The 26,771-nt window shown below is 26.2% G+C and carries 30 protein-coding genes; 10 read left to right on the top strand and 20 right to left on the bottom strand.

Annotation, left to right across the window (positions count from 1 at the left end):
- The first annotated feature begins 14 nt into the window (after positions 1–14).
- Genes ispF through ACTTAW_RS04755 form a run of 3 tightly spaced genes read left to right on the top strand, consistent with a single transcriptional unit; the run spans position 15 to position 2,070 of the window.
- Positions 15–1,115, top strand: coding sequence for a 2-C-methyl-D-erythritol 2,4-cyclodiphosphate synthase (gene ispF / locus ACTTAW_RS04765; RefSeq protein ID WP_440651343.1), 1,101 nt, complete (start codon positions 15–17; stop codon positions 1,113–1,115).
- Complete coding sequence (locus ACTTAW_RS04760) at positions 1,112–1,603, top strand: phosphatidylglycerophosphatase A family protein (RefSeq protein ID WP_440651342.1); 492 nt, start codon at positions 1,112–1,114, stop codon at positions 1,601–1,603. Before ispF ends, ACTTAW_RS04760 begins: the two co-directional genes overlap by 4 nt.
- Positions 1,603–2,070, top strand: coding sequence for a CinA family protein (locus tag ACTTAW_RS04755; RefSeq protein WP_440651341.1), 468 nt, complete (start codon positions 1,603–1,605; stop codon positions 2,068–2,070). Before ACTTAW_RS04760 ends, ACTTAW_RS04755 begins: the two co-directional genes overlap by 1 nt.
- On the opposite strand, the gene ACTTAW_RS04750 is transcribed toward ACTTAW_RS04755, so the two are convergent.
- From ACTTAW_RS04750 to tpiA, 8 genes are read right to left on the bottom strand one after another with little or no spacing between them, the layout of a single operon-like run.
- Positions 2,067–2,504: a type II toxin-antitoxin system RatA family toxin gene (locus tag ACTTAW_RS04750; protein WP_440651340.1), complete on the bottom strand. Its 438-nt coding sequence runs from the start codon at positions 2,502–2,504 to the stop codon at positions 2,067–2,069. The genes ACTTAW_RS04755 and ACTTAW_RS04750 overlap by 4 nt on opposite strands.
- Complete coding sequence (gene lipA / locus ACTTAW_RS04745; protein ID WP_440651339.1) at positions 2,504–3,424, bottom strand: lipoyl synthase; 921 nt, start codon at positions 3,422–3,424, stop codon at positions 2,504–2,506. The genes ACTTAW_RS04750 and lipA overlap by 1 nt, the downstream gene beginning before the upstream one ends.
- Positions 3,414–3,716, bottom strand: a complete 303-nt coding sequence (locus ACTTAW_RS04740) for an FtsB family cell division protein (protein WP_440651338.1) — start codon at positions 3,714–3,716, stop codon at positions 3,414–3,416. The genes lipA and ACTTAW_RS04740 overlap by 11 nt, the downstream gene beginning before the upstream one ends.
- On the bottom strand, positions 3,716–4,972 hold the full coding sequence (gene eno, locus ACTTAW_RS04735) for a phosphopyruvate hydratase (RefSeq protein WP_440651337.1): 1,257 nt from the start codon (positions 4,970–4,972) through the stop codon (positions 3,716–3,718). The genes ACTTAW_RS04740 and eno overlap by 1 nt, the downstream gene beginning before the upstream one ends.
- Positions 4,969–5,790, bottom strand: coding sequence for a 3-deoxy-8-phosphooctulonate synthase (kdsA, locus tag ACTTAW_RS04730; RefSeq protein ID WP_440651336.1), 822 nt, complete (start codon positions 5,788–5,790; stop codon positions 4,969–4,971). Before kdsA ends, eno begins: the two co-directional genes overlap by 4 nt.
- Positions 5,787–7,403 carry a CTP synthase gene (locus ACTTAW_RS04725; RefSeq protein ID WP_440651335.1) on the bottom strand — a complete coding sequence of 539 codons (1,617 nt, stop codon included), beginning with the start codon at positions 7,401–7,403 and terminating at the stop codon, positions 5,787–5,789. Before ACTTAW_RS04725 ends, kdsA begins: the two co-directional genes overlap by 4 nt.
- A gap of 44 nt (positions 7,404–7,447) precedes the next feature.
- Positions 7,448–7,747, bottom strand: coding sequence for a preprotein translocase subunit SecG (secG, locus tag ACTTAW_RS04720; protein ID WP_075506676.1), 300 nt, complete (start codon positions 7,745–7,747; stop codon positions 7,448–7,450).
- A gap of 6 nt (positions 7,748–7,753) precedes the next feature.
- Entirely contained in the window at positions 7,754–8,494 is a 741-nt protein-coding gene (gene tpiA / locus ACTTAW_RS04715) for a triose-phosphate isomerase (RefSeq protein ID WP_440651334.1), read from the bottom strand.
- Positions 8,495–8,550: 56 nt separating this feature from the next.
- Here tpiA and ACTTAW_RS04710 point away from each other — a divergent pair, with 56 nt between their 5' ends.
- The 7 genes from ACTTAW_RS04710 (at position 8,551) to gltX (ending at position 15,963) form a co-directional block, all read left to right on the top strand.
- Positions 8,551–9,972 (top strand): SurA N-terminal domain-containing protein, encoded by a 1,422-nt coding sequence (locus tag ACTTAW_RS04710; protein WP_440651333.1) that lies wholly within the window; start codon positions 8,551–8,553, stop codon positions 9,970–9,972.
- The gene (gene trpE, locus ACTTAW_RS04705) at positions 9,972–11,429 is read left to right on the top strand and encodes an anthranilate synthase component I (protein WP_440651918.1); all 1,458 of its coding nucleotides are present in this window, start codon (positions 9,972–9,974) and stop codon (positions 11,427–11,429) included. The genes ACTTAW_RS04710 and trpE overlap by 1 nt, the downstream gene beginning before the upstream one ends.
- Positions 11,429–11,995, top strand: coding sequence for an anthranilate synthase component II (locus ACTTAW_RS04700; protein WP_440651332.1), 567 nt, complete (start codon positions 11,429–11,431; stop codon positions 11,993–11,995). The genes trpE and ACTTAW_RS04700 overlap by 1 nt, the downstream gene beginning before the upstream one ends.
- Positions 11,996–11,999: 4 nt before the next feature.
- The gene (trpD, locus tag ACTTAW_RS04695; protein WP_440651331.1) at positions 12,000–12,992 is read left to right on the top strand and encodes an anthranilate phosphoribosyltransferase; all 993 of its coding nucleotides are present in this window, start codon (positions 12,000–12,002) and stop codon (positions 12,990–12,992) included.
- Positions 12,985–13,776 carry an indole-3-glycerol phosphate synthase TrpC gene (locus ACTTAW_RS04690; protein ID WP_440651330.1) on the top strand — a complete coding sequence of 264 codons (792 nt, stop codon included), beginning with the start codon at positions 12,985–12,987 and terminating at the stop codon, positions 13,774–13,776. Before trpD ends, ACTTAW_RS04690 begins: the two co-directional genes overlap by 8 nt.
- 89 nt (positions 13,777–13,865) lie before the next feature.
- Complete coding sequence (gene lexA, locus ACTTAW_RS04685; RefSeq protein WP_262589277.1) at positions 13,866–14,543, top strand: transcriptional repressor LexA; 678 nt, start codon at positions 13,866–13,868, stop codon at positions 14,541–14,543.
- 22 nt (positions 14,544–14,565) lie between these two features.
- On the top strand, positions 14,566–15,963 hold the full coding sequence (gene gltX, locus ACTTAW_RS04680) for a glutamate--tRNA ligase (protein WP_440651329.1): 1,398 nt from the start codon (positions 14,566–14,568) through the stop codon (positions 15,961–15,963).
- On the opposite strand, the gene lpxB is transcribed toward gltX, so the two are convergent.
- The 12 genes from lpxB to tsf all read right to left on the bottom strand — a co-directional run bounded on the left by lpxB (position 15,943) and on the right by tsf (position 26,770).
- The gene (lpxB, locus tag ACTTAW_RS04675; protein ID WP_440651328.1) at positions 15,943–17,076 is read right to left on the bottom strand and encodes a lipid-A-disaccharide synthase; all 1,134 of its coding nucleotides are present in this window, start codon (positions 17,074–17,076) and stop codon (positions 15,943–15,945) included. The genes gltX and lpxB overlap by 21 nt on opposite strands.
- Complete coding sequence (locus ACTTAW_RS04670; RefSeq protein WP_440651327.1) at positions 17,073–17,858, bottom strand: LpxI family protein; 786 nt, start codon at positions 17,856–17,858, stop codon at positions 17,073–17,075. The genes lpxB and ACTTAW_RS04670 overlap by 4 nt, the downstream gene beginning before the upstream one ends.
- A gap of 1 nt (position 17,859) precedes the next feature.
- Positions 17,860–18,642 (bottom strand): acyl-ACP--UDP-N-acetylglucosamine O-acyltransferase, encoded by a 783-nt coding sequence (gene lpxA, locus ACTTAW_RS04665; RefSeq protein ID WP_440651326.1) that lies wholly within the window; start codon positions 18,640–18,642, stop codon positions 17,860–17,862.
- The gene (gene lpxD, locus ACTTAW_RS04660) at positions 18,639–19,619 is read right to left on the bottom strand and encodes a UDP-3-O-(3-hydroxymyristoyl)glucosamine N-acyltransferase (protein ID WP_440651325.1); all 981 of its coding nucleotides are present in this window, start codon (positions 19,617–19,619) and stop codon (positions 18,639–18,641) included. The genes lpxA and lpxD overlap by 4 nt, the downstream gene beginning before the upstream one ends.
- Before the next feature lie 51 nt (positions 19,620–19,670).
- Positions 19,671–20,117 carry a 3-hydroxyacyl-ACP dehydratase FabZ gene (gene fabZ / locus ACTTAW_RS04655; protein ID WP_440651324.1) on the bottom strand — a complete coding sequence of 149 codons (447 nt, stop codon included), beginning with the start codon at positions 20,115–20,117 and terminating at the stop codon, positions 19,671–19,673.
- 2 nt (positions 20,118–20,119) lie between these two features.
- The gene (locus tag ACTTAW_RS04650; RefSeq protein WP_440651323.1) at positions 20,120–20,629 is read right to left on the bottom strand and encodes an OmpH family outer membrane protein; all 510 of its coding nucleotides are present in this window, start codon (positions 20,627–20,629) and stop codon (positions 20,120–20,122) included.
- Positions 20,629–22,881, bottom strand: coding sequence for an outer membrane protein assembly factor BamA (gene bamA, locus ACTTAW_RS04645; RefSeq protein ID WP_440651322.1), 2,253 nt, complete (start codon positions 22,879–22,881; stop codon positions 20,629–20,631). Before bamA ends, ACTTAW_RS04650 begins: the two co-directional genes overlap by 1 nt.
- A gap of 1 nt (position 22,882) precedes the next feature.
- Positions 22,883–24,049 (bottom strand): 1-deoxy-D-xylulose-5-phosphate reductoisomerase, encoded by a 1,167-nt coding sequence (locus tag ACTTAW_RS04640; RefSeq protein WP_440651321.1) that lies wholly within the window; start codon positions 24,047–24,049, stop codon positions 22,883–22,885.
- Complete coding sequence (locus ACTTAW_RS04635; protein ID WP_440651320.1) at positions 24,046–24,555, bottom strand: phosphatidate cytidylyltransferase; 510 nt, start codon at positions 24,553–24,555, stop codon at positions 24,046–24,048. The genes ACTTAW_RS04640 and ACTTAW_RS04635 overlap by 4 nt, the downstream gene beginning before the upstream one ends.
- A gap of 140 nt (positions 24,556–24,695) precedes the next feature.
- Positions 24,696–25,370 carry a polyprenyl diphosphate synthase gene (gene uppS, locus ACTTAW_RS04630; protein WP_440651319.1) on the bottom strand — a complete coding sequence of 225 codons (675 nt, stop codon included), beginning with the start codon at positions 25,368–25,370 and terminating at the stop codon, positions 24,696–24,698.
- A complete protein-coding gene (gene frr, locus ACTTAW_RS04625) occupies positions 25,367–25,918 on the bottom strand; it encodes a ribosome recycling factor (protein WP_440651318.1) in 552 nt (183 codons plus the stop codon). Before frr ends, uppS begins: the two co-directional genes overlap by 4 nt.
- Positions 25,919–26,770 (bottom strand): translation elongation factor Ts, encoded by an 852-nt coding sequence (tsf, locus tag ACTTAW_RS04620; protein WP_440651317.1) that lies wholly within the window; start codon positions 26,768–26,770, stop codon positions 25,919–25,921.
- Position 26,771 lies beyond the last annotated feature (1 nt).

Below are 26,771 nucleotides of genomic sequence, written 5' to 3'. Positions count from 1 at the left end.
AAATTTCTATAATTATGAGTAACTATTTTATAATACTAGCTTCAGGACAAAGCAAAAGGTTTAATTCAAAAAAACCCAAACAATACAACATTTATGAAGGCAAACCTTTATTCAAACACTCTGTTGATAAGGCTTTAAAGTCAAAACTTTTTAAAAAAATAATAATTGTAGTTAACAAAAAAAATGAAATTAAAGAAAAATTTCCAAAAAATGTCTCCATTATAATTGGTGGGAAAGAAAGATCTGATTCTTCGTTAATTGCTTTAAAGTTTATTAAGAAACACAAACCTACCAATGTTCTTATACATGATGCAGCAAGACCAAATTTTACTTTACTTCTTTTAAAAAAATTAATCAGTACACTAAAAAAACATAAGGCTGTAATACCTGTAATTAAATCAAAAGACTCGATTAAATATAAGATTAAGAATCTGATATTTAATTTAAATCGTGATAATTCAATTTTAACACAAACCCCCCAGGCTTTTAAATTTAAAGATTTATATAATTTATCAATAAAGCAAAACAGGTTAGTTACAGACGAAGCAACATTATTTATTGAAAACAATCTAAAAGTAAAATTCATTAAAGGTGAAAATTTAAATACTAAAATTACTTTCAAAGAAGATATTAAAGAAAAAATAACTTACTTTGGTATTGGATTTGATATCCATAGATTAATCAAAGGTAAAAAACTTTATTTAGGAGGCATTAAAATACCTTATCACTCAGGATTAAAAGGACACTCCGATGGTGATGTAATTATTCATTCGATAATTGACTCCATATTAGGAGCTATGAGAAAAAAAGATATTGGAACTTTTTTTCCAGACAACAGTAACAAGTTTAAAAATATTAGATCTCCAAAAATGCTAAAACCAATAATAGAATTGTTAAATTCAAATAAATACCATATCAATAATTTAGATATAAATTTGATATGTGAAAAACCAAAAATATCAAAATATAGAGATAAAATAATAAATTCGCTTTCAAATCTGTTAGATTTAAATAAAGATTTAATTAATTTAAAAGGTAAAACTACAGAAAAACTTGGATTAATAGGAAAAGAAAAAGCAATTGCCTGTGAAGTAATTTGCTCGATATCAAAATGAAAAAAATTAATGTTTTAATCTCAACTTTCTTTGGGTACGGATACTTAACAAAAATGCCTGGTACTGTTGCTTCAATTGTCACCACAATCTTTATTTATATAGCTTATGAAATTCTTGATTATACAAGTTTAAAATTCTCGATAGTTTTTTTTATTATTTTGTTTTTTTACTCTTTTTATGCAGTCAAAGATACAGAGAGTGAATTTGAAAATAAAGATCCTAGACAAATTGTAATTGATGAAGTTTTGGGTCAATCGATGCCTTTGATACTTCTACTATATTTAAATCAAACCAATCAAATCAATATTGCTATTGAATTTTATTATATTATTTCTTTATTATCCTTTAGATTTTTTGATATTTTAAAGCCATTTCCGGTAAGCTATTTCGATAAAAATCATAAAAATTATTTTGGTATAATTATGGATGATATAATGGCTGGTCTTTACTCAATGATTGTAGTCTATTTAGTTAGTTTTATATTTTGATGAATTTAAAAAAACTACATAAAAAATTGATAGATAAAAAATTAACAATTTCTGTAGCTGAATCTTGTACAGGAGGTTTGTTGGCTAGCAATCTTACTAAACTAGCAAATTCATCTAAGTACTTTCAAATGGGTTTAATTACTTACTCTAATGAGGCAAAAATTAAAATCTTAAAAGTAGATAGAAACATCATTAAAAAATATGGTGCTGTAAGCAAAGAATGCTGTGAAGAAATGTTAAAGAATTTATCTAAAATTTCTAAAAGTAAAATTAATGTATCAATTACTGGTATAGCTGGGCCCGGAGGAGGATCAAAATTAAAACCAGTTGGTCTTGTCTATATTGGGATTAAAACAGGAAAATATTTATTAATTTTAGAAAATAAATTTAAATCTAGGAAAAGATCAAGTATACAAAAAAATACAGTAAGAGAAGTATTAAATAAAATTATAAAAATTATTTCTTAAAGATTTTCAGCTCTTTTTTGAAAAGCATCAGCTATTTTGTTTAAACCAAATTGAAATGATTTTTCCATTATTAAATTCAAAAACTTATTTTTAATTTCAAAATCAACATCAAATTGAACTTCTGTTAAATTATTTTTTTCTACAAATTTCCAATTATTTTCAAGATGTTTTAGGGGACCATCAATATTAGTTACATGAATAGAGTCATTTTTTTTATCATATCTTACATCACTTTTATAAGTATCTATAAAGGGTCTTTTACCAATGGTCAGATCAGCAATTATTTTTTTTATATCTCCATCATCATTTGTTTCATAAACTTTTGAGTCTATACAAAATGGAATAAATTCTGGATACTTTTCAATATCTAAAACAAAATCAATTAACGTTTGTTTATCACGCGCAATGTGACGTGTAACTGATGCTTTAGGCATTAATTACTTTTTAATCTGTTTTGTTGAAGCTTAGCAAAATCCTCGTCTGCATGATAAGAGGACCTTGTTAAAGGTGATGAGGAAACTAATAAAAATCCCTTAGCTTTTGCTATAGTTCCTAAGTCATCAAATTCTTTTGGGGTATAATACCTATCTAATGGAAAATGTTTTGTTGATGGCTGCAAGTACTGGCCGATAGTTATAAAATCTACATCAGCTGCTCTCAAATCATCCATAACTTGCAATATTTCATCTCTTGTTTCTCCTAAACCAACCATAATTCCAGATTTAGTAAAAATATTTTTATCAATTTTCTTTGCATTTTTTAAAAGTTCTAAGGATGCAAAATATCTAGATCCTGGTCTTACTTTTAGATAAAGACTGGGTACAGTCTCAATATTATGATTAAAAACATCTGGTTTAGCTTCAATTACTTTTTTATAAGCTTCCCCTTTTCTTAAAAAATCTGGTGTTAAAACTTCTATGGTTGTATTTGGATTTGATTTTCTTGTTCGATTAATCACATTATAAAAATGTTCAGAACCTCCATCGTCTAAATCATCTCTATCAACTGAAGTTATTACAACATGTTTTAAATTTAACTTTTTAACAGCTTCTGCAATTTTGACTGGTTCTAATAAATCTAAATTTCCTGGAACGCCAGTTTTAACATCACAGAAAGCACATGCTCTTGTACAAGTATCACCCATTATCATAAAAGTTGCGTGTCTCTTACTCCAGCACTCAGTAATATTTGGACAGTTTGCTTCCTTACAAACAGTTACTAGGTTATTGTTATTAACTATTGTTTTTGTTAAAAAAAATTCTTTGCTATTAGTAAGCTTTGATCTAATCCAATCTGGTTTTTTTTTAATTGGATTAATCGGCTTATTTTCTTTTTCAGGATGTCTACTTTTCATCTTTTTTAATTAAATAAATTGTTTCACCTTTTTTACCAAATAAAAATCTTTCTCTAATCAATATTTCTACATAATCTAAATCTAGATTTGTACTTAATAGAGAATTTTTATGATCCATATCCTCTATTTTCTTAATTAATAATGTCTCTTCTTTTTTCAAGTCAGACAAAAGTTCTTTTTTTTCAAAATATGAAAAAAGCCCTCTTTCTCCAGAAACTAAATTAAATATAAAATAAAATATTAAAAAAATTGATGTTAATAAAAAATAATTTCTTTTTATTAATGTCAACATTAATTGATTTTATTCATTCTTGCCTTATTTCCAAGTTCTTCTTCAATACGAATTAATTGATTGTATTTAGCAACTCTTTCTGAACGTGCTAAAGATCCTGTTTTAATTTGATTAGAATTTGTTCCAACTGCTAAATCAGCAATGAATGTGTCCTCACTATCTCCAGATCTATGAGAAATTATTGTTTTATAACCAATTGTTTGAGCAAATTTAATTACATCTAGAGTTTCAGAAACAGTGCCTATCTGATTAAGTTTAATTAATATCGAATTAGATGAAATATTTAAAAATCCTTTTTTTAATCTTTCAAGATTTGTAACATAAAGATCATCTCCCACAATCTGAACTTTTTTGACAGAACGCATTAATTTATTCCAAGCTAACCAATCATTTTCTGCAAAAGGATCTTCTATAGATTTAATTTTATATTTCTTAATAATTTTTTGGTATTCTTTTATTGATTTTTCAACAGAAACAAAATTTTTTGAATGGATTGAATATTTGTTTTTTTTTAATAGTTCATTTGCAGCTACATCCAAACAAATTGAAACATCTTTACCATTAACAAATCCAGATTTCTTAATTGCAGAGACAATCAAATCTAGAGCCTGGTTATTGCTACTAATCATTGGTGCAAAACCACCTTCATCACCAACTGAAGTAGAATAACCTTTGTTTTTTATTAAATTACTTAGATTTTTAATTACAACAAAACAAATCCTCATTGCTTCTGAGAAACTTTTTGCTCTATCTGGTCTTATCATAAATTCTTGAATTCTAAGACCATTGTTGGCATGAGCTCCACCATTAATAATATTCATTAATGGATAAGGTAAGTGAAAATTATTTTTTAAAAAAAATGTTTTATACAAAGGAAGTTTTTTTACTTTTGCAGAAAGTTTTTTTACAGCCATTGATACTGCAAGAATAGCATTTGCACCTAAATTAGTTTTTTGTCTCGTGCCATCTAAATTAATTAATAAGGCATCAATTCTCTCTTGATTATGAACGCTTTGACCTTTTAATTTTTTTGAAATTTTTGAATTTACTAATTCAACAGCTTTTAAAACACTTTTACCTAAATATTTTTTATTATTTTTATCTCTTTTTTCAAAAGCTTCGTATGTGCCAGTTGAGGCACCTGATGGACATATAGCAGATGCACTTAAATTATTTGTATAGACCTCAGCTTCTACTGTCGGATTTCCTCGACTATCAAAAACTTGTCGTGCTTTAACTTTTATTATTTTACTCACTTAATAAGTTTATCAATTTCGGTTAACTGTCTTAATAAATTTTCTAATTTATCTAGAGGAACCATGTTAGGCCCATCAGATGGTGCGTTATCAGGATCCTGATGTGTTTCTATAAATACACCAGCAACCCCAACAGCAACAGCTGCTCTTGCAAGATACTCAACGAATTCTCTTTGACCACCAGAAGATTCTCCTTGTCCTCCAGGTTGCTGAACTGAATGCGTTGCATCAAAAATAACTGGATAACCATTCTTGGCCATAATAGGTAAAGATCTCATGTCAGAAACCAAAGTGTTGTATCCAAAACTTGCGCCTCTTTCGGTAACAAGAATATTTGAGTTTCCTGAGTCTGATATTTTTTTTGTAACATTTACCATGTCCCAAGGAGCTAAAAATTGACCCTTTTTAACATTTATAATTTTATTTGTTTTTGCAGCAGCAATTAAAAGATCAGTTTGTCTACAAAGAAAAGCTGGAATTTGCAAAACATCAACATGATTAGCAACTACTGAACATTGCTCTGAATTATGAATGTCAGTCAAAATTGGAATATTTAATTCTTTTTTAATTTTGTCAAACACAGGTAATGAAGCTTCCAAACCAGCACCCCTCTTACCTTTTAAACTTGTTCGGTTAGCTTTATCAAAAGAAGTTTTATAAATAAAACCTAAACCATATTTGGAAGTTATTTCTTTTATTTTTCCAGCCATATCCATTGCATGCTGTTCTGTTTCAAGCTGACATGGTCCAGCAATAATACAAATTTTTTTATCGTTTGAAATTTCTATGTTCCCACAATTGACTGTAATACTACTCATTTATGATTTTTTGCTGCTTTGATAAATGAAGAGAATAAAGGATGAGGAGATAAAGGTCTAGATTTAAATTCAGGATGGAACTGAACTCCAATAAACCAAGGATGATTTTTAAGTTCAATTATCTCAGGAAGTTTATTATCTGGTGATAAACCAGAAAATATTAGTCCATTTTTCTCAAATTTTTCCTTAAATGAAATATCCACTTCATATCTATGTCTGTGTCTTTCTTTGATTAATCTAGATTTATAGATATCTCTAATTTTAGACTTATCGTTTAAAATTGCATCATAAGAACCAAGTCTCATTGTTCCACCTAAATTTTTATCTGTACCTTTAACTTTTTTTCCACTTTTTTCCCACTCATTCATTAAACCAATTATATGAACACCCCCTTTATCAAACTCAGAAGAAGTTGCTTTTTTAATTTTTAATTTATTTCTAGCAAATTCTATTATTGCCATTTGCATACCGTAACAAATACCTAGAAATGGTATTTTGTTAATTCTGGCATATTTAATTGCTTCGATTTTTCCCTCAGTTCCTCTTTTTCCAAATCCTCCTGGTATTAGAATACCTGAAACATTTTTAAGTTTACTTTTAATTTCTGAAACTTTTAGTTTTTCTGAATCAATTCTAACTAAATTTACCTTCAGGTTGTTTGTAATTCCTCCATGCGTTAAGGCTTCATCTAATGATTTATATGCATCTTTTAATTCTACATATTTACCTATTATCGCAATATTAACTTGTTTTTTTGTATTAAGTGTAATTTTAGTAATTTTCTTCCAAGGGTTTAGGTTATTTGATTTTTTAGATTTTATTTTAAAGTAATCTAAAACTTGAACATCTAACTTTTCTTTAGCAAAACTAATCGGGGCTTCATAAATTGTTTTAACATCAACTGTTTCAATTACATTTTTAATATCAACATTACAAAATAGAGATATTTTTTTTCTGTGCTCTAAAGGTATTGGTCTTTCTGATCTACAAATAATTATATCAGGTTGAATACCAATACTTCTCAATTCTTTTACAGAATGTTGCGTTGGTTTAGTTTTTATTTCATCTGAAGCTTTTAAATATGGAACTAAAGTTAAATGAATAAATAAAGCATTTTTTTTTCCAATATCATTTGAAAATTGTCTTATAGCTTCAACAAATGGTAAGCTTTCAATATCTCCTACAATTCCGCCTATTTCACAAATTACAAAATCTTCTTTTGACGTATCGTATTTAATAAATTCTTTAATTCTATCGGTTATATGTGGAATAACTTGAACTGTCTTTCCAAGATATTCTCCTTTTCTTTCTTTCCTCAAAACATCGCTATAAATTTTTCCTGTAGTAATATTATCTGTTTTCTTTGCAGTAACTCCTGAAAATCTTTCATAGTGACCTAAATCTAAATCTGTTTCAGCGCCATCATCTGTTACAAAAACCTCTCCATGCTGGAATGGACTCATTGTTCCAGGATCTACATTTAAGTAAGGATCTAATTTTCTAAGCCTAACTTTATACCCACGTGACTGTAATAGATAAGCTAATGATGCTGATGATAGACCTTTTCCAAGGGATGAAACCACGCCGCCAGTGACAAATATATATCGCGCCATGGAATTATCTTATAGCTAATAAAAAAAGAAATAGAAAGTATTAATTAATTATTTTCAGGAATTGATGGAGTATCTTCAGTTTTTTCTTCAACCGTGTCTAAAACTGATCCTGTGGGTGTTAATTCTGCTCTAGAAATTATTGTAAGCGCTAAGCTACAAATGATAAATAAAGTTGCAACTATCGCAGTTGCTTTGGTAATAAAACTACCAGCAGATCTTGATAGCATGAAATTTTCTTGAGAAACACCAATACCTAAAGCGCCACCCTCTGATTTTTGAAGTAGCACAAGCACAACTAAAATAAATGCAAGTATGATGTTAATTACAAGTAATAATGTTTCCATGGTGGTCTAATTAATGGTTTTTTTAATTATATCAATAAATTTCTTTGGATATTGTGATGCTCCGCCTATTAAAAAACCATCTATGTCAGGAATTATTTTTAATTGATCAATATTTTTGATGTTAACAGAGCCTCCATATAAAACTTTTGGAGATTTTTTTCCAAATTTACTTTTTATAAATTTAATTGATTTAGACAGTTCCTCTGATGAAGGAATTAAACCAGTTCCAATTGACCATACTGGTTCGTATGCAATAATTATATCATTAATTTTTTTGATAGATTTTAATCCTTTCTTTAATTGACTATTTAAAACTTGATTAGTCTTTTTATCTCTTTTTTGTCTTAGAGTTTCACCAATACAAAAAATAATTTTTAAACCAGATTTAATTGAATTTTTTATTTTAAGATTAATTAGATTGTCATTTTCTCCAGCCATTCTGTTTTCGGAATGACCCAAGATCACATATTTTGCTCCAACACTTTTAAGCATTCTTGCATTAACCTGACCTGTAAAAGCTCCATAATCTAAATTTTGATGAGAATTTTGTGCACCAACTTCAATATTTGTTTTACTAAGTCTTTTTGAAATTGGACGTATTAGAGTATTTGGAGGACAATAAATTAGTTTAAACTTATTTTTTTTATGACTTTTTGAGAATTTAATAACTTTATCTAATGAATTTATAGTTTTTAAATCTCCAAACATTTTCCAATTAGCTATAAAATACATATATTTATTTGTCATAATTGACTTTTTAATCTATAGATTTGTTTTTTACAGATCAATAAATTTATAACGTTATGGTTGAAAAATTAAAAAATTTAGGTTGGAAACAATTTGGTGGATTGGTTCTAATAGTAATCATCATAATAGCTTTTGGCTTTGGTGGATTTGGCGGTGGCTTTAGCACTAACAATCAAAATAACATTGCTAAAATAAATAAAACTAACGTTACCACTCAAGATTTCATGGACTATGTTAATCAAAGTGGAATTTCACAAGAAGCAATAAGAAATAATTTAGACAACAATATTATAGAAGAATTACTATCAGGACTTATTTCAACAACTTTAATTGATCTAGAGATTGAAGATTTTAAACTTTCTATAAACGAAAAGACAATTTTAAAATATTTAAAAGACAATAAAAATTTTAAAGACGAGAATGGTGCTTTTGAAAGAATTAAATACGAAAAATTTTTACTTTCAAATAATATGTCTGCTCCTTTGTTTGAGTTGAAATTAAAAAATCAAGGTTTACAGAAACATTTATTTGATTTTATCGGTGCGGGTACTGTTACCCCTGAATTTCTAATAGAAGGTAAATTTAAAGAAAACAATAAATCATTAATTATTGAATACTTTGATATGGAAAATTTATATAAGATTAAAGATGATTATACATCAGATGAAATCAACACATTTATTGAAGAAAATAAAGATCAATTAAAAAGACAATATATTGACTTTAAATATGTGGTTTTAAATCCAAAAAATCTAATTGGAATTGATGAATTTAATCAAGATTTTTTTAATGAAATTGATGCAATAGAGAATAAAATTTCTCAAAATGAAAGTTTTAGTTCAATAATCGAAAACATAAATGTGGATGTGAATAATATTAATGAATTTGCTCCAGATGAAAACACTATCACAAACGAAAAGTTAATTTACTCTAAGAAATCAAGCAAATTAGATATATTTGAAAGTGGCGATAATTATATTCTTTATAATATAGAGAATGAATATGATCGTTCACCAGATCTAAATGATGAGATAGTAAAAAGTGAAATTGTCGAGCTCATTTATCAAAAAGGTAAATTTGATTACAATAGAAAAATAATTGAAGAAATACAGAATGATGGATTTAATGAAAGTAAATTTATAGAGTTAGGTTCAGGTAAAATCCAAACTGGATCAATTAATTCGATTAACGATGATGGAATATTTGAAGTAAATTCAATTAAAATGCTCTACTCATTACCTCAAAATTCTTTTGCTTTAGTAAATAATACTAATAATCAAATATTTTTAGTCAAAATAAAAGATATAAATAAAAATACTATAAATAAACAAGGTGAGGAATATAAAGGATTTGTAAATTTACAAAATACAAACAACAGAAAAAGTATTTTACAATCTTACGATACCTTGTTGAATAATAAATATCAGGTTCAATTGAATCAAAAAACTATTGATAGAATTAAAAACTATTTCAAATGATAATTAATCGAAGCTTCAAAGATTTTAAGTTTCGACATAGAAGCAAAAAAAATCAGATTATATACACCTCTAAAAAAGTAAATTCTGATGATGAAGTAATAAATTTAATTGATAATTTTTTAGAGGAAAAAAATAGTTTTATATTTGAGTCTGTCGAAAAAGGAAAAATTAAAGGTAGATACACAATTTTTGGTAAAGATCCTGACAAGATATGGGAGTTTAACAACCAAAAGTCATATTTAATCACTGAAAATAAAAAAATCATTCTTAAAGATAAACCAGGAGAGTTAATAGAAAAAATTATTGAAAATTTTAAATTTGATACACCTAAGAATTTACCAAAGATTTGTTCGCTAATTTCAGGTTATTTTTCATACGACTCTATTAGGTACATAGAAAAAATTCCTAACACATGTAAAAATGATCTTAATTTACCAGATGTAAGATTAATGAGACCAAGAACCTTGGTTATTCATGATAATTTAAAAAAAGAAATATTTTATATAAGTAATGTTTTTAATGATGAAAAAATTAAAAATTATCAAAAAAAGTATGACTCTATAAAAACTGATCTATTTAAACTATCAATTCAATCATCGATCAAAAATATTTATACAAAAAGATTGTTAAAAGAAAAAAAAATTAAAGTTAAATCAAACACATCTAAAAATAAATTTCTTGCAATGGTTAATAAAGCTAAGAAATACATTAAACTTGGTGATATTTTTCAAGTTGTTTTAAGTCAAAGATTTGAAGCAAAATTAACAAAAAAACCTTTGGAAATTTATAAAAAACTTAGAGTAACTAACCCCTCTCCTTTTATGTTTTACTTCAACTTTAATGACTTTCAAATTATTGGTGCAAGTCCAGAAATTTTAGTAAGACTAAGAGATAACAAAATTACAGTTAGACCAATAGCAGGTACTAGACCAAGAGGAAAAAATATAAAAGAAGATCTTTTTTATGAAAAAGACCTTCTTAAAGACAAAAAAGAACTTTCTGAACATTTAATGCTTTTAGATCTAGGAAGAAATGATGCTGGTAAAGTATCAAAAATAAATACTGTAAAGGTAACTGAAAGCTTCATAATTGAGAGGTACTCTCATGTAATGCATATAGTTTCTAATGTAGTTGGAGAGTATAATAAAAAGTTTTCAAAATTTAAATCGCTATTGGCAGGATTTCCTGCTGGTACCGTATCTGGTGCTCCTAAAATAAGAGCAATGGAAATTATTGATGAATTAGAAACATCGAAAAGGAAAGTTTATGCTGGTGGAATTGGATACTTTTCTGCTAATGGTGAATTTGATACTTGTATTGCTTTAAGAACAGCTGTGGCAAAAAATAAAAAATTCTATGTACAAGCTGGAGCAGGTATCGTGGCTGATAGTAAACCTATAAATGAATATGATGAAACAGTTAACAAGGCGAAAGCTTTGATAAATGCTTTAAGATAATGAAAATATTATTAATAGATAATTATGATAGTTTTACATTTAACCTTTATCATTACATTTCTTCATTAAATGTAAAAGTTGATGTTAAAAGAAATGATAAGATTAACTCTAAAGAAATATTAAGAAAAAAATATGATAAAATTGTTATTTCACCTGGACCTGGAAATCCAAATCAATCTGGAAATTGCATAAGCATTTTAAAATCATTACATAAAAAATTGCCCTTTTTAGGTGTTTGTCTTGGACATCAAATTATAGGTCAAGTTTTTGGATCTAAAATTATTCAAGCAAAAAAATTAATGCACGGAAAAATTAGCAAAATTAAATCGAAAAAAATTGGAATTTTAAAAAATCTACCCAGTACCTTTGAAGCTACAAGATATCATAGCTTAATTATTGATAAAAAAACCCTATCGAAAGATTTAGAGATTACAGCTGAAACTGATAATGGGGTAATTATGGCTATCCAACATAAGCAATTTAATATTCATGGTGTACAATTTCATCCAGAAAGTATTAAAACTAAGATGGGAATGAAAATTTTAAAAAATTTTATTAATTATTAATTTTATGGAAAAGATTTTAGAAAAACTTAAAAATAAAGAAAATTTAACCTTTGAAGAAAGTAAGTCAGCATTTGACATTTTAATGACTGGTAAAGCTGATGAGGATCAAATCTATAATTTTTTAACATTTCTGTCTGAAAAAGGAGAAGTTGCAGATGAAATTGCTGGAGGTGTTTATGTACTTAGAGAAAAATCTAAAAGAGTAAACGTTCAAGATTGTATAGATACATGTGGTACAGGTGGTGACGGTATGAACACTGTTAATATATCAACTGCATCAGCCTTACTTTTAGCTGGTATGGGTATAAAAGTTGCAAAGCACGGAAATAAAGCGGTATCCTCAAAATGTGGCTCTGGAGACGTTTTGGAAGCACTTAATATTAAAATTGATTTAGAGCCGAAAGAAATAGAAAAAGAAATAAGCAATAACAATTTTGGTTTTATGTTCGCTCCAAATTATCATAGTGCTATGAGATTTGTAGGTCCTGTAAGAAAGAAAATTGGTAAAAGAACTATTTTCAACATGATTGGTCCTTTAAGCAATCCTGCTCTAGTAGAAAGACAGGTTGTTGGAGTATTTGATAAAAAATTGTTAAGGATTTTTGCAGAGGGATTAAAAAATTTAAATATAAAATTTGCATGGATAGTAAATAGCGAAGATGGATTGGATGAAATATCTCCTTATGCAAAAACAAATATAATACAATTGAAGAATGGAGAAATATCTGAAATCTTAGTTGATCCTAATTTAATTGATGTGAATGCAGAAAAATTTGAGAATTTAATTGGTAATGATGCAAAATTTAATGCAGATAAAATGATTGAAATATTTAAAGGTAAAGATAATGATTTTTCAAAAGCAGTTTGTTTAAATGCTGCAGCTGGTTTAATTGTTGCAGAAAAGTTTGTTGATTTTGAAGAGGCCTATAATCATGCAAGACAATTTATTCTTTCTGGTAAAACTTTTTTACATTTGGAACAAATACAAAATGTCTGAAAACGTTTTAGATAATATAATTAAAAAAAAAATCGAAAAAATTGATAGTCTAAAAAAATCAATAGATCTTAAAAAATTAGATGAATTAATACAAAAAAATAAATCATACATAAATTTTAAAGATAAAATTGAAAAAAATTTAAAAGAAAATAAAACTTCAATTATTGCTGAAATAAAAAAAGCAAGTCCTTCTGCAGGTGTTATAATTGAGGACTACAATCCAGTAGAAATTGCTAATATTTATTTAAAAAATAATGCTACTTGTTTATCAGTTTTAACTGAAGAAGATTATTTTTTAGGAAATTTAATCCATATAAGTAAAATAAAAGATAAGGTTAATTTACCAATATTATGTAAAGATTTTTTTATTGATACTTTTCAAGTGCCACTTGCCAAAAGTTATGGTGCAGATGCAATTCTGATTATTTTAGCTGGTGTCTCAGATGATCTTGCAAACAATTTATATCAAGAGGCATTGAAATTAGATATGTCAGTAATTGTAGAAGTACATACTGTTGAAGAGGCTCAAAAGGCATTAAATTTTAAAGATGCACTAATTGGTATTAACAACAGAAACTTAAAAACACTTAAAACTGATATAAATACAACCTATGATATTTATAATGTTGTAAAAAACCATAAAGGACCTCTAATTTCTGAAAGTGGTATTAAATCTAAAGAAGAATTATTGGAATTAAACAGTAAGACATCAATTAATACTTTTTTAATTGGTGAATCACTTTTGAAAAAATTGGATGAAAATTCAATTTTTTCAGTTTTGTAGTCAATTTAAGCCCTATTTTACTCACTTTTTTTAGTATTGTTAAAACAAAAGAACTTTTGTAGAACATCATTTGTACGATATTTGTTCTTATGCTAACAAAAAAACAAAAAAACCTGCTTTTATTTATCAACAAGAAGTTGAGAAGCTCTGGTGTATCTCCTTCTTACGAAGAGATGAAACAATCTCTAAACTTAAAATCAAAATCAGGTATTCATAGATTGATTAGCGCCTTAGAAGAAAGAGGATTTATTAAAAGATTAGCTCATAAAGCAAGAGCTTTAGAAGTAGTAAAATTGCCAGAAACAGCTTCAGCAAACGATATTTACAATAGTTTTTCACCAAGTGTTATCAAAGGTGGTTTAGACGAAGAAATTAACAATTCAGATGAAATGGAAGTGCCAGTATTAGGAAAAATTGCAGCAGGTACTCCTGTAGAAGCAATACAAAATGAAGTTTCAAGAATACCATTACCAAATAATTTAGAAAAAAATGGAGATTATTTTGGATTGAAAGTTCAAGGAGACTCAATGATTGAGGCTGGAATCCACGAGGGAGATACGGTTATTATTAAAAGAACAGATACAGCAGATAATGGAAAAATTGTAGTAGCATTAATTGACGAACACGAAGCAATGTTAAAAAGAATTCGTAAAAAAGGTAAAGTTGTTGCATTGGAAAGTGCAAATAGAAACTATGAAACCAAAATATTTGGCCCCGATAGAGTAAAAGTTCAGGGTGTTTTGGTATCTTTATATAGAAACTTTTAAAAAAATAGTCTAAACATCTCTGATGTCAAAAGTAGCAACTCGTTTTGCTCCCTCTCCTACTGGGGCTCTTCATATTGGTGGTGTTAGAACTGCCTTGTTTAATTGGTTATATTCAAAAAATCAAGAAGGCACTTTTCATTTAAGAATTGAAGATACTGACAAAGAAAGATCGAAAGAAGAACACAAAATACAAATAATTAAATCCTTAAATTGGTTAGGGATAAAACATGATGGTGAAGAATATATTCAGTCAAATAAAATTGATTATCATGTAAAAATTGCGAATGAATTATTAAAAAATGGGTATGCCTATAAATGTTACTGTTCACCTGAAGAGATAGAAGAGCAAAAAAAAAGAGCTAGACAAAAGAAAATACCTTATATTTACAATAGAAAATGGAGGGATTCAGAAGAAAAAGATGCTCCTAAAGAAATTAAACCTGTAATTAGATTTAAAAGTAAAATTGAAGGAAGTTCAATTCTAAAAGATTTGGTTCAAGGTGATGTTGAAATAGAAAATAGCACAATAGAAGATTTTGTAATATTAAGAAATGATGGAACTCCAACTTATAATTTGTCAGCGACTGTAGATGATCATAAAATGGGAATGACACATATAATTAGGGGAGATGACCATAAAATAAATACCTTCAAACAAATTCAAATTTATGAAGCAATGAAATGGGATGTACCACTGTTTGCCCACATACCTTTAATTCACACAATAGAAGGTAAAAAATTATCTAAGCGAGATAATGCTTCAACATTAGATGACTATTCAAAAATTGGAATTATGCCTGATGCTTTAAGAAATTATTTGCTAAGACTAGGGTGGTCATATCAAGACAAAGAAATATTTACTTTAGAGGAAAGTATCAAATTTTTTAACTTAGAAGGTATTGGAAAATCGCCATCTAAATTAGACATGAGCCGTATTTTATCAATGAATGAACATTATATCAAAAATATTGATGAAAATGATCTTTTCGATCATCTTTTAAGATATTGTGAAGAATATAAAGATAAAATTGATACAGAAAAAGCAATAAAAATAAAATCATCTTTAGTATTTTTAAAAAACAAAGCAAAAACACTGGAAGAAATATTTAATAATGCAAAATATATTATTAATGATGAAGTTAATTTTTATGAAAATGATTTAAAACTAATTGATGATAAATCAAAAAAAATAATTAATGAATTTCAAGATGAAATTAAAAACTTAGAAAGTTTAACTAGAGATAATTTAGAACCAATAGTCAACAACTTGATAAAAAAACATGAAACAAATTTCAAAGGTGTAGGTCAACCGTTAAGAGTAGCCCTAACAGGATCTAAATTTGGACCAGGCCTATATGATATTGTTATATCTTTAGGTAAAGCAGATGTTGAAAAAAGGTTAAGAAAGATACTTAATTAAGATTGAACTTGCCTCACCAGCAGATGAAGTTTTGGATCTGATGCCCTCTAACGTTTTAGAGCAATCACTTACTTGTTTTTTCATTAACTCTGGATTTTTAAGAAAATAAATGACAGATCTATATATTTCATCTGCATTACATTCTTTTTGAAGTAATTCAGGAATTACCTCACGGTTATTAATTATATTTATAATATTTGCAAATTTTACATTAACTAACATTTTAAAAATCATAAAATTAATAAAACTAAGTTTATAAATAATAATTGATGGAACATTTAAATTACAAATTTGTAATGAAATAGTGCCAGATTTTGAAACAGCAAAAATGGATTTAGACAAAATTTCAGATTTAATATTTTCTTCAGAAACTATATCTATATTTTCAAAGTTATATTTTTTTACATATTCTAAAATTAAACTTTTATTTTCTTCAGTTGCATGAATATAAAAAAAATACTCATTATGCTTTTTGTTCATTAATTTAATAAAATCTAATAATATAGGTAGCAAAACATTAGTTTCAGAATTTCTGCTACCAGGAAATATAGACAATATTTTTTTATTTTTAGGTAAAATATTATCAATATTAGTTTTGTTATTTTGATTTTTTTCTATTAAAGGATGGCCAACAAAAGTATTGTTAATATTTTCTTCATCAAAGTATTTTTTTTCAAATTCAAACAATAAAAGAATGTGATCAATAAATTTTTTAATTTTTTTAACTCTACTCTTTCGCCATACCCATACTTGAGGTGCTACATAATGAATTGTTTTAATTTTGTTGTTTATTGTTTTAACCTTCTCTGCTACTCGCAAAGTAAAATCTGGACTATCTACACTTAACAATATATCAGGGTTAAATTTTACTATTTCTTCTACAGTTTTATTTATTTTTGATTTAATTCTAAAAATATTAAGTAATACACTTGTAAATCCTAAGTATGTAATTTCCTTCAAATCATAAATAGATTTAATTCCTAGATTCTTTAAGTGAGAACCTCCAACGGATAAATATTCAATTTCAGAATTTTCTAATTTTAATCTTGAAATTAAAGTCGATGCAAGTTTGTCTCCTGATGGTTCGCCTGTTAATACAAAGATTTTTTTCATATAACTTTAACAAAAATTTTGTTCTTATTTGCAAAATTTAATACTTCTTTCTTATCAAGAAAAATATTCTTTTTAGATTTTAAAACTAGACCCTTTAATCCATATTTTTTAATATCTTTTAAAGTTTGTAAACCGACAGTTGGTAAATCCATTCTTAAATCTTGTTTATTTTTAGGTAATTTTATTAATATACCTTGTGAATTTTTCTTTACTTTTGAAAGCATTTTTTTTGTCCCTTGCCTACCCTCTTTTGCAATTATTTTTTCATCTTTAACAACTAAAGCCTGTATATGGTCTAAACTATTAATTTTATTAAAATAATTCTTAGCTTTTTCAATTGAGTTTTTATCATTCTTATTAGGCTTAGTTTTTGTATAGTTTCCTTTTTTAAGAGATAATTCTGGGTTAAAATATATAGAACTAATTACTTTTATATCCTCATTTGCAAGGATATTAATTATTGATTTGATAATTGCAGCATCACCAATTTTGGAGGCTCTAATTACACTTGGCATATAGTATATGCCTTTAAAATCCAATCTAAGAGAAGTAAAATTAGGCTTAGCTATTTTACCTGCAAATAAAACTTTTTTACAATTTTTTTCTTTAATTAAATTTATTATTTTTCCAAATTTTCCAATGCTTATCCTGAAAGAATTTTTATCTCTTTTAAATTTATTATTTTTAGAAAAATCAATAATAAAATATTTTTTTTTTATTTTTTTAACTTTCTTTAAAACTATTTCAGGAAAATCTGTATCACCTAAAAACAAACCAAACATTTTATTTTGAAAAGGGAGTGCAAATTGGTCTTTTCTTATCTTTTTTTATAAAATTAACTACTTCAGAAACTAATTCATTTTTTCTTAAATCGTTTGGTAAATTACTTAAATTCTCTGTCAAATTCTCATTCATAAATATTATTTTATAAGCTTCACTAAGAGATAAAATTTCTTTATTTGGAATATTTTTTCTTCTCAAACCAATTAGATTTAATCCTTGCAATATACTTCTGTTCCCATGTGCTATTCCATATGGTATTACATCTTTAACTACACCACACATACCACCAATCATTGCAAATTTACCAACTCTAGTAAATTGTTGTACAGCTGAATTACCACCAATTATAGCATTATCATCCACACAAGCATGGCCTCCCAATGGAACATTGTTTGCTAAAATAACGTTATCACCAACTATGCAATCATGCGCAATGTGAGAAGACACCATAAACAAACAATTATTGCCTACTTTAGTTTTTCCTCCACCGCCTTCTGTGCCTGGATTAATGGTTACGTACTCTCTTATTTTGTTGTTATCACCTATCTCTAATAATGTTTTTTCACCTTTATATTTTAAATCTTGTGGATCATTTCCTATAGACGAAAATGGATAAAATTGGTTATTTTTACCTATAATTGTATTACCGGTAATATTAACATTAGATTGTATAACTGTGCCATCACCGATTACTACATTAGGTCCAATTACAGAATAAGGTCCTATTTTTACATTTTCAGAAATTTTAGCATTTGAATCTATAATAGCAGTCTTATGTATCATTTATTATCTCTTAAAAACTCTCTAATGTTTTTTGCTGGATAACCCATTACTTTTGTATTATCTGGAATATTTCTTATTACACCAGATCCACCTCCAATTTCTACATTATTACCAACTTTAATATGTCCTGAAATTCCTGCTTGGCCACCTATTTTTACATTTGAACCAAGAATTGAGCTACCAGCAATTCCTACTTGGCCTGCTATTATAGAGTTTTCTCCTATTTTAACATTATGAGCTATGTGTATTTGATTGTCTAGGTAAGTGTTTTTACCAATTACTGTATTTGACATTGATCCTCGGTCAATTGTAGAACCACAACCTATTTCACAATTTTCCTCAATAATTACAATACCAATATGTGGATATCTTAAATTCTTATTTTTATTTGGAAAAAAACCAAAACCATGCTTTCCAATCACGCAATTGTCTAAAACTTTTACGTTATTACCTATCAATGAATTTCTTATTATTGTATTGGAACCTATTGAACAATTATCTCCAATAGAAACATTTTTTTCAATTATTGTGTTATGGCCTATCTTGCAATTTTCACCTATAGATACATTTTTTCCAATTAGAACATTTTTACCATAAATTGCTTTATCCATAAAATTTGTTTGATTAATATTAATAGCGCTATCGTCAAAATCATCGTTGACCGCATCAGGATAAAACATTGAGGTTATTTTTGATAAAGATACTAATACATTTTCAACAATTAAAGGAACACATGATGTTGGAAGTTCTTTTTTTAATGATTCAGTGGTTATACAAAAAGAAGCTTTTGTTACTTTCGCAAATTCTATATATTTTTTTGAATGTAAAAAAGTAATATCTAATATTTTTGATCTATAAAGATCTTTTACATCATTTACTTTATCGTCTTTATTTAGATGATTGGCTTCAATGTTTATCAGTTTTAAAATATCTGAAACTAAAAAAGGTCCTTTATTTTTAAAAAACGGATTTGACATAATTACTTTTAACAGAGCAATTATTCTTAAGTTATCAATAATTATTGCTATTTATTTCTTATCTACAATCGTTGCAGACCAAATTGCATCTGCCATTTTTTTTTCGTCTACAAAAGCTTCACCTTTGTATTTCCATACTCTTCCATGAGATCTTATAGCTTCAATTTTTAATATTAATTTACAATCAGGTATTACTGGATTTCTAAAACGTGCTTTTTCAACTCCCATAAGAAACACTAATTTATTTTCATATGTAGATTTATCTAAACCATGCGCTGTGAGAGCAGCTGCAGCTTGTCCAAATGACTCAACTATTAGTACTCCTGGCATTACAGGCTGACTAGGAAAATGTCCTTGAACAAAAAAACTATCTTTTTTAACATTAACTACTGCTGTTGCAGAATGAAGTTTTTTAATGTCATACAATTCATCAATTAATAACATTGGATCACGATGAGGCAACAAATTTATTATTTGATTTTTATTTAAGACATCCATTTTTAAATTTTATTATTGATTTCTTTAATTAATTTTTCTGTTAAATCTGATTCATCAATTCCCATGTAAATAGTTTTACTATTAAAAATAATATCAATAGCATTCTTTTCCATATAATTTTCAATTATTGGATTTATTGTATTAAAAAATATTTTTAATTCTTCATTCTTGGTGTCTTTTAATTTTTTTACCATCATTTCTTTCTTTTTTTTAAATTCATTAATATTATTTCTATATTTATTAATCTCATTTTCAAATTCTTGTTCTGATAAAATATTTTTTTTAGATTTTACTTCACTCTCTTTTTTTCTTAATTCATCATCAAGTATTTTCAATTTTTGAATATTTGATTGGTCTAATTCTTTAATTTTAGACAACATAAGTTGGCCAATTTTAGTTTCCTGGACTATGGTATCAATATTTAAAAATTTATAATTTTCTTTGGCATTCAATTTTTGATTATTAAGTGTTAAAAAAAACAATATTATAAATATTTTTGTAATAAAATTCATTAGAATGTAGTCCCAATATTGAATCTAAAAGACTCTGTTATATCTGTGTTAGCTTTTGATATAGCCTCTGACAATGAAAAGTTTACTGGACCAATAACAGTATACCAATCAACACCAATACCAATTGAGCTTCTTATTTTATTACTATCATCTATTGAAGAATCGTAATCTACACCCCATATATTTGCTACATCAAAATGAAGAGATGCATCAAACAAATCAGAATTTTCGAATATAATAGGTAGAGTAGTGGAGACATTTAGAGATGAAACAAAATTTCCACCAACAAAATCATTTCCATCTTTTGGTCCTACCTTACCTTTTTCAAAACCTCTTAATTTTTTAGATGGCAGGAATAACCTTTCTGTCAACTTGATATCATCATTTTTAATTGAATTTGCAGCTTCAATAAAAAATCCGAAAGTTGAAACATTATTATCGTATAAGGATGTAAATTTTTGAAAACTGTAACTATTCGTTAAAGTATAATTATCGCTAATTATGGGTAAGTCTAAAGTATAAATTGATCTGATGCCATCATCAGTTTTATATTTTTGATTTCTTTTATCATAGTCAAAACGTGTATTAAAAAATGTATCCCAATAATTTCCCTCTTGAGCCTGTTGTCTTGTAGAGGCTGTTGAATCAGTTTCAATTTTTTCATAAAATGACCTGGTTGAAAGTCCTAATTTAAAATCTTCATAATACTCAAAAGTTGTACCAAATTCAAAACCAGTTTTATTTGTTTTATAACCATTTGCCTTCATTCTATCAATTTCTATTGCTTGCACATTTCCAAATATAGATTTTTCTGAATTATTAAAATTAGGATTTTCAATACCAATTGATCCTTTAAAAGTTTCAGATGTGATCGTTGCATTCGCATCTAATGCAAGACCTTTGCCTAAATAATTATTTTCTTTAACTCCAAATAAAAAAGTTCCTCCAGAAGTACCCACACCAGCTCCAGCCGAAATTTCACCTGTAGGTTTCTCTTCTACACTTACATTGATAATTTTAGAATTTTGCTGGGTACCATCAATTATTTCCGATGAAACAGATTTAAAAAAATTTAAACTTTTTAAATTATTTTCACTTTTTTTTTGCAAAATTTCATTAAAAGGATCTCCCTCATCAATTTCTAGATTATTTCTAATTACGTTTTCTCTAGTAATATTATTTCCAAATATGTTAATCTTTTCAACAAATAGTTTTTCAGCTTCCTCAATATTAAAAATTAAATCTAACTTATTTTCAATAATTTTTTCCTCAACTGTCGCATTTATTGACTTATATTCATCTTCCAAAGTTATATTATCCAGTTCTTTAATAATTTTGTTAACTGTGTTTATTGAATAATGTTCTCCTTTTAAATCTTTAAAGATTTTTTTTAAATTAGAGAAATTATTTAAATTAAAATCATCAGGAATGTTTAAATTTATATTATTGAAAAATACTTTTGACTTTGGATTAATATTAAAGATTAACTCAAAGCTCTCATCATCTAACAACTTTGCAAAAGAGCTATTAATTTCTACATTGAAATATCCTTTATTTAAGTAAAAGTTTTTCAAAAGTCTGTTATCTAATCTAACAGTTTCTTCATTTAAATATTTTCTACCAGAAATAAATTTCCAAAATTTATATTCTTCACTTACAATTATGCCTCTTAATTTATTATCTTTAAATATTTTATCACCTAAAAATGAAATTTTTTTTATTTTAGCTCTATTACCCATTTCAATATCATGGGTTACTTTTATAAGATTGTCATCAAGTCTTTTAATTGAAGTTAAAACTTTTGAAAAATAATATCCATTACTTTTAAGATAAGATTTTATTAAATCTCTATCTTTAGATAATAAAAAATCGTTATAAGATGATCTGGATTTTAATTTAATAATTTGGTTAAGATCTTCTATTATTCTTTTAGCTTTAATACCTTCAAATTCAACCTTATCTATTATAGGTGACTCTATTACTTTTATCTGAAGCTCATTATTTATAAATTTAACTTTTATATCTTTAAAAAAATTTGTTTCATATAAATTTTTTAAAAAAACATTTAATTTTTCATTATTAATTGTTTCATTTATTTTTATATCTGCAAACAAAATAATAGTTTCTTTTGATATTCTATCATTTCCTTCGATGCTAATTTTTTTTAGCAGATTATTAGAGTCTGCTAAGGAAAATTGGATATTAAAAAAGAATAGAAACAAAAAAATAAATTTTTTAAAAAATGTTTTCATATCAATAATATTTATTATTTTTTAATATTGTTATTACTTCTTTGTTTAGGTTAAATATATCAGTAATTTTATCAGCTTCTAGAAATTTATACTTAACAAATTGTCTTTTATTAACAGATTTAAATATATTTTGAATTAATTCTAAATATGAAATTTTTTTGTTGAGAAACAGTCCAACAAAATAATCATTTACTGAAACAAGAACAGTTTCAAATAAAGAATCTTTTTTTGGTATCATGCTTAATAGTCTTGTAAAAGGAAATTTATTTTTATCAACATTAGAGAGTTCCATGTTGTTTAATTTATTAAATTCTATTTTTTTTGTTTTAAATTTATTTTTATTTGAGTAAGGCAAAGAATTTAATATTGGAATTTCCATTGTTGTTTCATGTGCAATTAAATTAATCATACCATCCTTATATTTTATAATTGCATGAACATATGAGCTTGGATGTACCATTATAGAAATTTGTTTATAATTTAAATCAAATATTTTTTTGGCCTCAATTATTTCAAAAACTTTATTCATCATTGTTGCTGAATCGACGCTAATTTTTTCACCCATTTTCCAATTTGGATGATGAATAATTTTACTGATTTTTAATTTTTCAAATTTTATCAAAGGTATTTTTAATAAAGGTCCACCTGATGCTGTTAGATATAACTTTTCAATATTTTCTTTAGAATTATTTTTTAAAGAATACCAGATTGAAAAATGCTCAGAGTCAACAGGTACAAATTCTGTATTATATTTTTTTAATTTTTTTTTGATTAAATGCCATGCACATATGATTGTTTCCTTATTTGCTATTGCAATCTTATTGGTATGTGGAATGATCCTATAAGTTGGATCTAAACCATCCAATCCAACAATAGCACTCATTACATAATCAATTTTTTTTTTAAAAATATTTTCTAAATTGTTAAAATTATTATAAATATTTATCCTTTTATTTTTATTTTTAACCTTTGCTAATTTAAAATATTTTTTGTTTGTGATTATTATATTTCTAACATCAAATTTTTTAGCTTGTGATAAGACTAGCTTGTAATTTCTATCTGCAGTTAATAAAAAAATTTTAAAGTATTCTTTATCTTTTGAGATAATTTTTAATAGAGATTTGCCAATTGAACCAGTTGATCCTAAAATTGCTATTTTTAATTTCATTTAAAAATCCCTAAAAAATTTATCAATATTAAAAAATAAGATAATGGAAATGCAAAAATCATGCCATCAATTCTATCTAAAAGGCCCCCATGACCAGGAATAATATTACCAGTATCTTTTATTTTCGAGACTCTTTTAAAGTATGAAATAAAAATATCACCTAACTGACTGGTACCAGAAACTATAAAAGTAAATATTGCTAAACTTAAAATAGAAGCACCATTTATAAAATCGAAAATAAAATTAATAGGAATAATACAGAATGATAGAACAAAACTACCCAATAAGCCAGAATATGTTTTGTTTGGACTATATTTAATTAATTTAGGACCTTGAAAAATTTTTCCAAAAATAAATCCACCTAAATCAGTTAAAATGCAAATTATTGTAACAAATATAAATAAAGATAACCCATTAGTAAAAGCAAATCTTAAAAGAAAAACAATGTATAATGAAAAAATTAAATACAAAATACCATATACATAATATGATTTATATTTGGACATTTTATGCCACTCTATTAAGGAAATAATTAAAATTGAAATTAGTAATATATTAAATAAATATGAACCTTTAATTATGCAGTAAAAAGTTAAAATTAAAAGTATAATTGAACTTATAACTCTTTTTAATATCTCATTGGTCACTATATCTTTCCAAAGTTTCTTTTTATTTTATTATATTTATTCAAAATATTTTGAAAATCTTTAATATTAAAATCTGGCCATAATTTTTTGGAAAAAAAAATTTCAGAGTATGAAATCTGCCACAATAAAAAATTACTTAATCTTTTTGTATTACCTGTTCTAATTAATAAATCTGGATCAGGAATATCTCTAGTGTAAAGTAATTTTGAAATATTTTTTTCACTAATTTTAATTTTATTTTTTTTTAATAATCTTATAGCATTAATTATTTCATTTCTTGAACCATAATTAAGCGCTAAATTTATTTGTAATTTTGAGTTTTTTTTTGTTTTTGTTTCACAATCATTTAAAAGTTTGTTTAGTTTTTTAGGAAATTTTTTTTCACCAATTATTTTTAATTTAATTTGGTGTTTATTAAATTCATCAATTTTTTTTTTTAAAAAATTCTCTAATAATTTAAATAAAAAATTCACTTCAGTTTTTGGTCTTTTCCAATTTTCAGTTGAAAAAGCAAATAGAGTTAAATAAGGAATTTTTGTATTTATTGAATGTTTGATTACTTTTTCTACAGTTTTTAAACCTTCTTTATGACCTCTGTTTCTTGAATTAAAATGTTTGATACCCCATCTCCCATTACCATCCATGATAATGGCCACATGATTTAATGGGTTCATATTGTCATTATTTCTTTTTCTTTTAAAGAAACTTTCTCATCAACAGATTTTATATGATCGTCAGTTATAGTTTGAATAATTTTTTCTTTTGATTTTTCATCATCTTCACCAATTTCTTTAGATTTTAATAATTTTTTTAGGTCTTCGTTTGCCTCTCGTCTAATATTTCTTATAGAAACTTTGCATTTTTCACCAATTGATTTAATTATTTTTTTTAATTCATTTCTTCTTTCCTCATTCAATTCTGGTATAGGAAGTCTAATTAATTGACCATCTATTTGTGGATTAAGACCTAAATCAGATTTTTTTATTGCAGCATCTAAAAGATGTACATTGTTTGCATCCCACACTTGAATATTTATCATTCTTGGTTCAGGAGTTGTTATACTCCCAATCTGATTGATTGGCATTTGTTGACCGTATACATCAACTTTGACTAGATCTAGCATTGCGGCGTTAGCTCTACCTGTTCTCAGGGATGATAATTCTTTAGAAAATACATCTATGGCTTTATCCATTTTTACACCATATGCTTTTTCATCAAACATTTATTCTCCTATTTTTATTCTAAAGAATTCCTTAATTTTTAAATCTGCTATAGAAAGTTCTTTAACGATATCTTGGACTTTTTTCTTAGGTTCCATTACCCAAGCCTGAGTCAAAAGTGCATTTTCTTCTTTAAACTTGTTCATTTTACCTAAGCTTATTTTTTTAGCTATTTCCTCAGGTTTACCTGAGTTTTTCAATTCTTCAGCAACTAACTCCTGTTCTTTATCAATTATAGATTGATCAATTAAATTTGATTCTAATGCCAATGGATTTGAAGCTGCAATATGCATAGAAAGTTGTTTACCAAATGATTTAACTGTATCTGATTTATCACTCGTATCAAGAGATACCAATACAGCTAATTTTGCTACATTATCTTTTACAACTGTGTGTAGGTAATGGTTATTTACTCCACTTTTATTTTCAATAGTTTTTGATTTACCAATCGTAATCTTTTCACCAATTTTTGCAATTAGCGCTACCAAATTATCATCTACACTTTGCCCATTTTTCATCACAGCTTTTTTTAATTCATCTTGATTAGAGCTGTGTTGGTTGTTTAATTCACTTAATTCTTTAACAAAGCTTATAAAGTCATCATTTTTTGCAACAAAGTCAGTTTCACAATTTACTTCTATTACAGAAGTTTTGTTTTCATCACCTGATACTACAACAACACCTTCTTTGGCGTCTCTAGACATTTTTTTTGAAGCTTTTGATATTCCTTTTACTCTTAAAATTTCAATTGCTTTATCTAAATCACCACCAGACTCTTTGATTGCTAAATTACAATCTTTAAATCCAGCACCTGTTGCTTCTCTTAATTTTTTTACTTTTTCTATATCGCTCATT

It is taken from the genome of Candidatus Pelagibacter sp. HIMB1495, assembly GCF_052047955.1.
In the GTDB taxonomy this organism is placed as follows: domain Bacteria; phylum Pseudomonadota; class Alphaproteobacteria; order Pelagibacterales; family Pelagibacteraceae; genus Pelagibacter.
The sequence above is the reverse complement of the archived record's forward strand: the minus strand, read 5'-3'. Positions and strand labels throughout refer to the sequence as shown.

Coding starts and splice junctions, on each gene's coding strand:
- lpxA (WP_440651326.1), bottom strand. CDS start 18,642: ATGATACATAAGACTGCTATTATAGATTCAAATGCTAAAATTTCTGAA.
- fabZ (WP_440651324.1), bottom strand. CDS start 20,117: ATGGATGTCTTAAATAAAAATCAAATAATAAATTTGTTGCCTCATCGT.
- ACTTAW_RS04640 (WP_440651321.1), bottom strand. CDS start 24,049: ATGAAATTAAAAATAGCAATTTTAGGATCAACTGGTTCAATTGGCAAA.
- lipA (WP_440651339.1), bottom strand. CDS start 3,424: ATGAAAAGTAGACATCCTGAAAAAGAAAATAAGCCGATTAATCCAATT.
- ACTTAW_RS04700 (WP_440651332.1), top strand. CDS start 11,429: ATGAAAATATTATTAATAGATAATTATGATAGTTTTACATTTAACCTT.
- kdsA (WP_440651336.1), bottom strand. CDS start 5,790: ATGAGTAGTATTACAGTCAATTGTGGGAACATAGAAATTTCAAACGAT.
- bamA (WP_440651322.1), bottom strand. CDS start 22,881: ATGAAAACATTTTTTAAAAAATTTATTTTTTTGTTTCTATTCTTTTTT.
- ACTTAW_RS04690 (WP_440651330.1), top strand. CDS start 12,985: ATGTCTGAAAACGTTTTAGATAATATAATTAAAAAAAAAATCGAAAAA.
- ispF (WP_440651343.1), top strand. CDS start 15: ATGAGTAACTATTTTATAATACTAGCTTCAGGACAAAGCAAAAGGTTT.
- uppS (WP_440651319.1), bottom strand. CDS start 25,370: ATGAACCCATTAAATCATGTGGCCATTATCATGGATGGTAATGGGAGA.
- lexA (WP_262589277.1), top strand. CDS start 13,866: ATGCTAACAAAAAAACAAAAAAACCTGCTTTTATTTATCAACAAGAAG.
- ACTTAW_RS04750 (WP_440651340.1), bottom strand. CDS start 2,504: ATGCCTAAAGCATCAGTTACACGTCACATTGCGCGTGATAAACAAACG.
- ACTTAW_RS04670 (WP_440651327.1), bottom strand. CDS start 17,858: ATGTTTGGTTTGTTTTTAGGTGATACAGATTTTCCTGAAATAGTTTTA.
- ACTTAW_RS04740 (WP_440651338.1), bottom strand. CDS start 3,716: ATGTTGACATTAATAAAAAGAAATTATTTTTTATTAACATCAATTTTT.
- ACTTAW_RS04710 (WP_440651333.1), top strand. CDS start 8,551: ATGGTTGAAAAATTAAAAAATTTAGGTTGGAAACAATTTGGTGGATTG.
- ACTTAW_RS04725 (WP_440651335.1), bottom strand. CDS start 7,403: ATGGCGCGATATATATTTGTCACTGGCGGCGTGGTTTCATCCCTTGGA.
- tsf (WP_440651317.1), bottom strand. CDS start 26,770: ATGAGCGATATAGAAAAAGTAAAAAAATTAAGAGAAGCAACAGGTGCT.
- frr (WP_440651318.1), bottom strand. CDS start 25,918: ATGTTTGATGAAAAAGCATATGGTGTAAAAATGGATAAAGCCATAGAT.
- tpiA (WP_440651334.1), bottom strand. CDS start 8,494: ATGACAAATAAATATATGTATTTTATAGCTAATTGGAAAATGTTTGGA.
- ACTTAW_RS04755 (WP_440651341.1), top strand. CDS start 1,603: ATGAATTTAAAAAAACTACATAAAAAATTGATAGATAAAAAATTAACA.
- lpxD (WP_440651325.1), bottom strand. CDS start 19,619: ATGTCAAATCCGTTTTTTAAAAATAAAGGACCTTTTTTAGTTTCAGAT.
- trpD (WP_440651331.1), top strand. CDS start 12,000: ATGGAAAAGATTTTAGAAAAACTTAAAAATAAAGAAAATTTAACCTTT.
- secG (WP_075506676.1), bottom strand. CDS start 7,747: ATGGAAACATTATTACTTGTAATTAACATCATACTTGCATTTATTTTA.
- lpxB (WP_440651328.1), bottom strand. CDS start 17,076: ATGAAAAAAATCTTTGTATTAACAGGCGAACCATCAGGAGACAAACTT.
- ACTTAW_RS04635 (WP_440651320.1), bottom strand. CDS start 24,555: ATGTCCAAATATAAATCATATTATGTATATGGTATTTTGTATTTAATT.
- ACTTAW_RS04760 (WP_440651342.1), top strand. CDS start 1,112: ATGAAAAAAATTAATGTTTTAATCTCAACTTTCTTTGGGTACGGATAC.
- gltX (WP_440651329.1), top strand. CDS start 14,566: ATGTCAAAAGTAGCAACTCGTTTTGCTCCCTCTCCTACTGGGGCTCTT.
- ACTTAW_RS04650 (WP_440651323.1), bottom strand. CDS start 20,629: ATGAATTTTATTACAAAAATATTTATAATATTGTTTTTTTTAACACTT.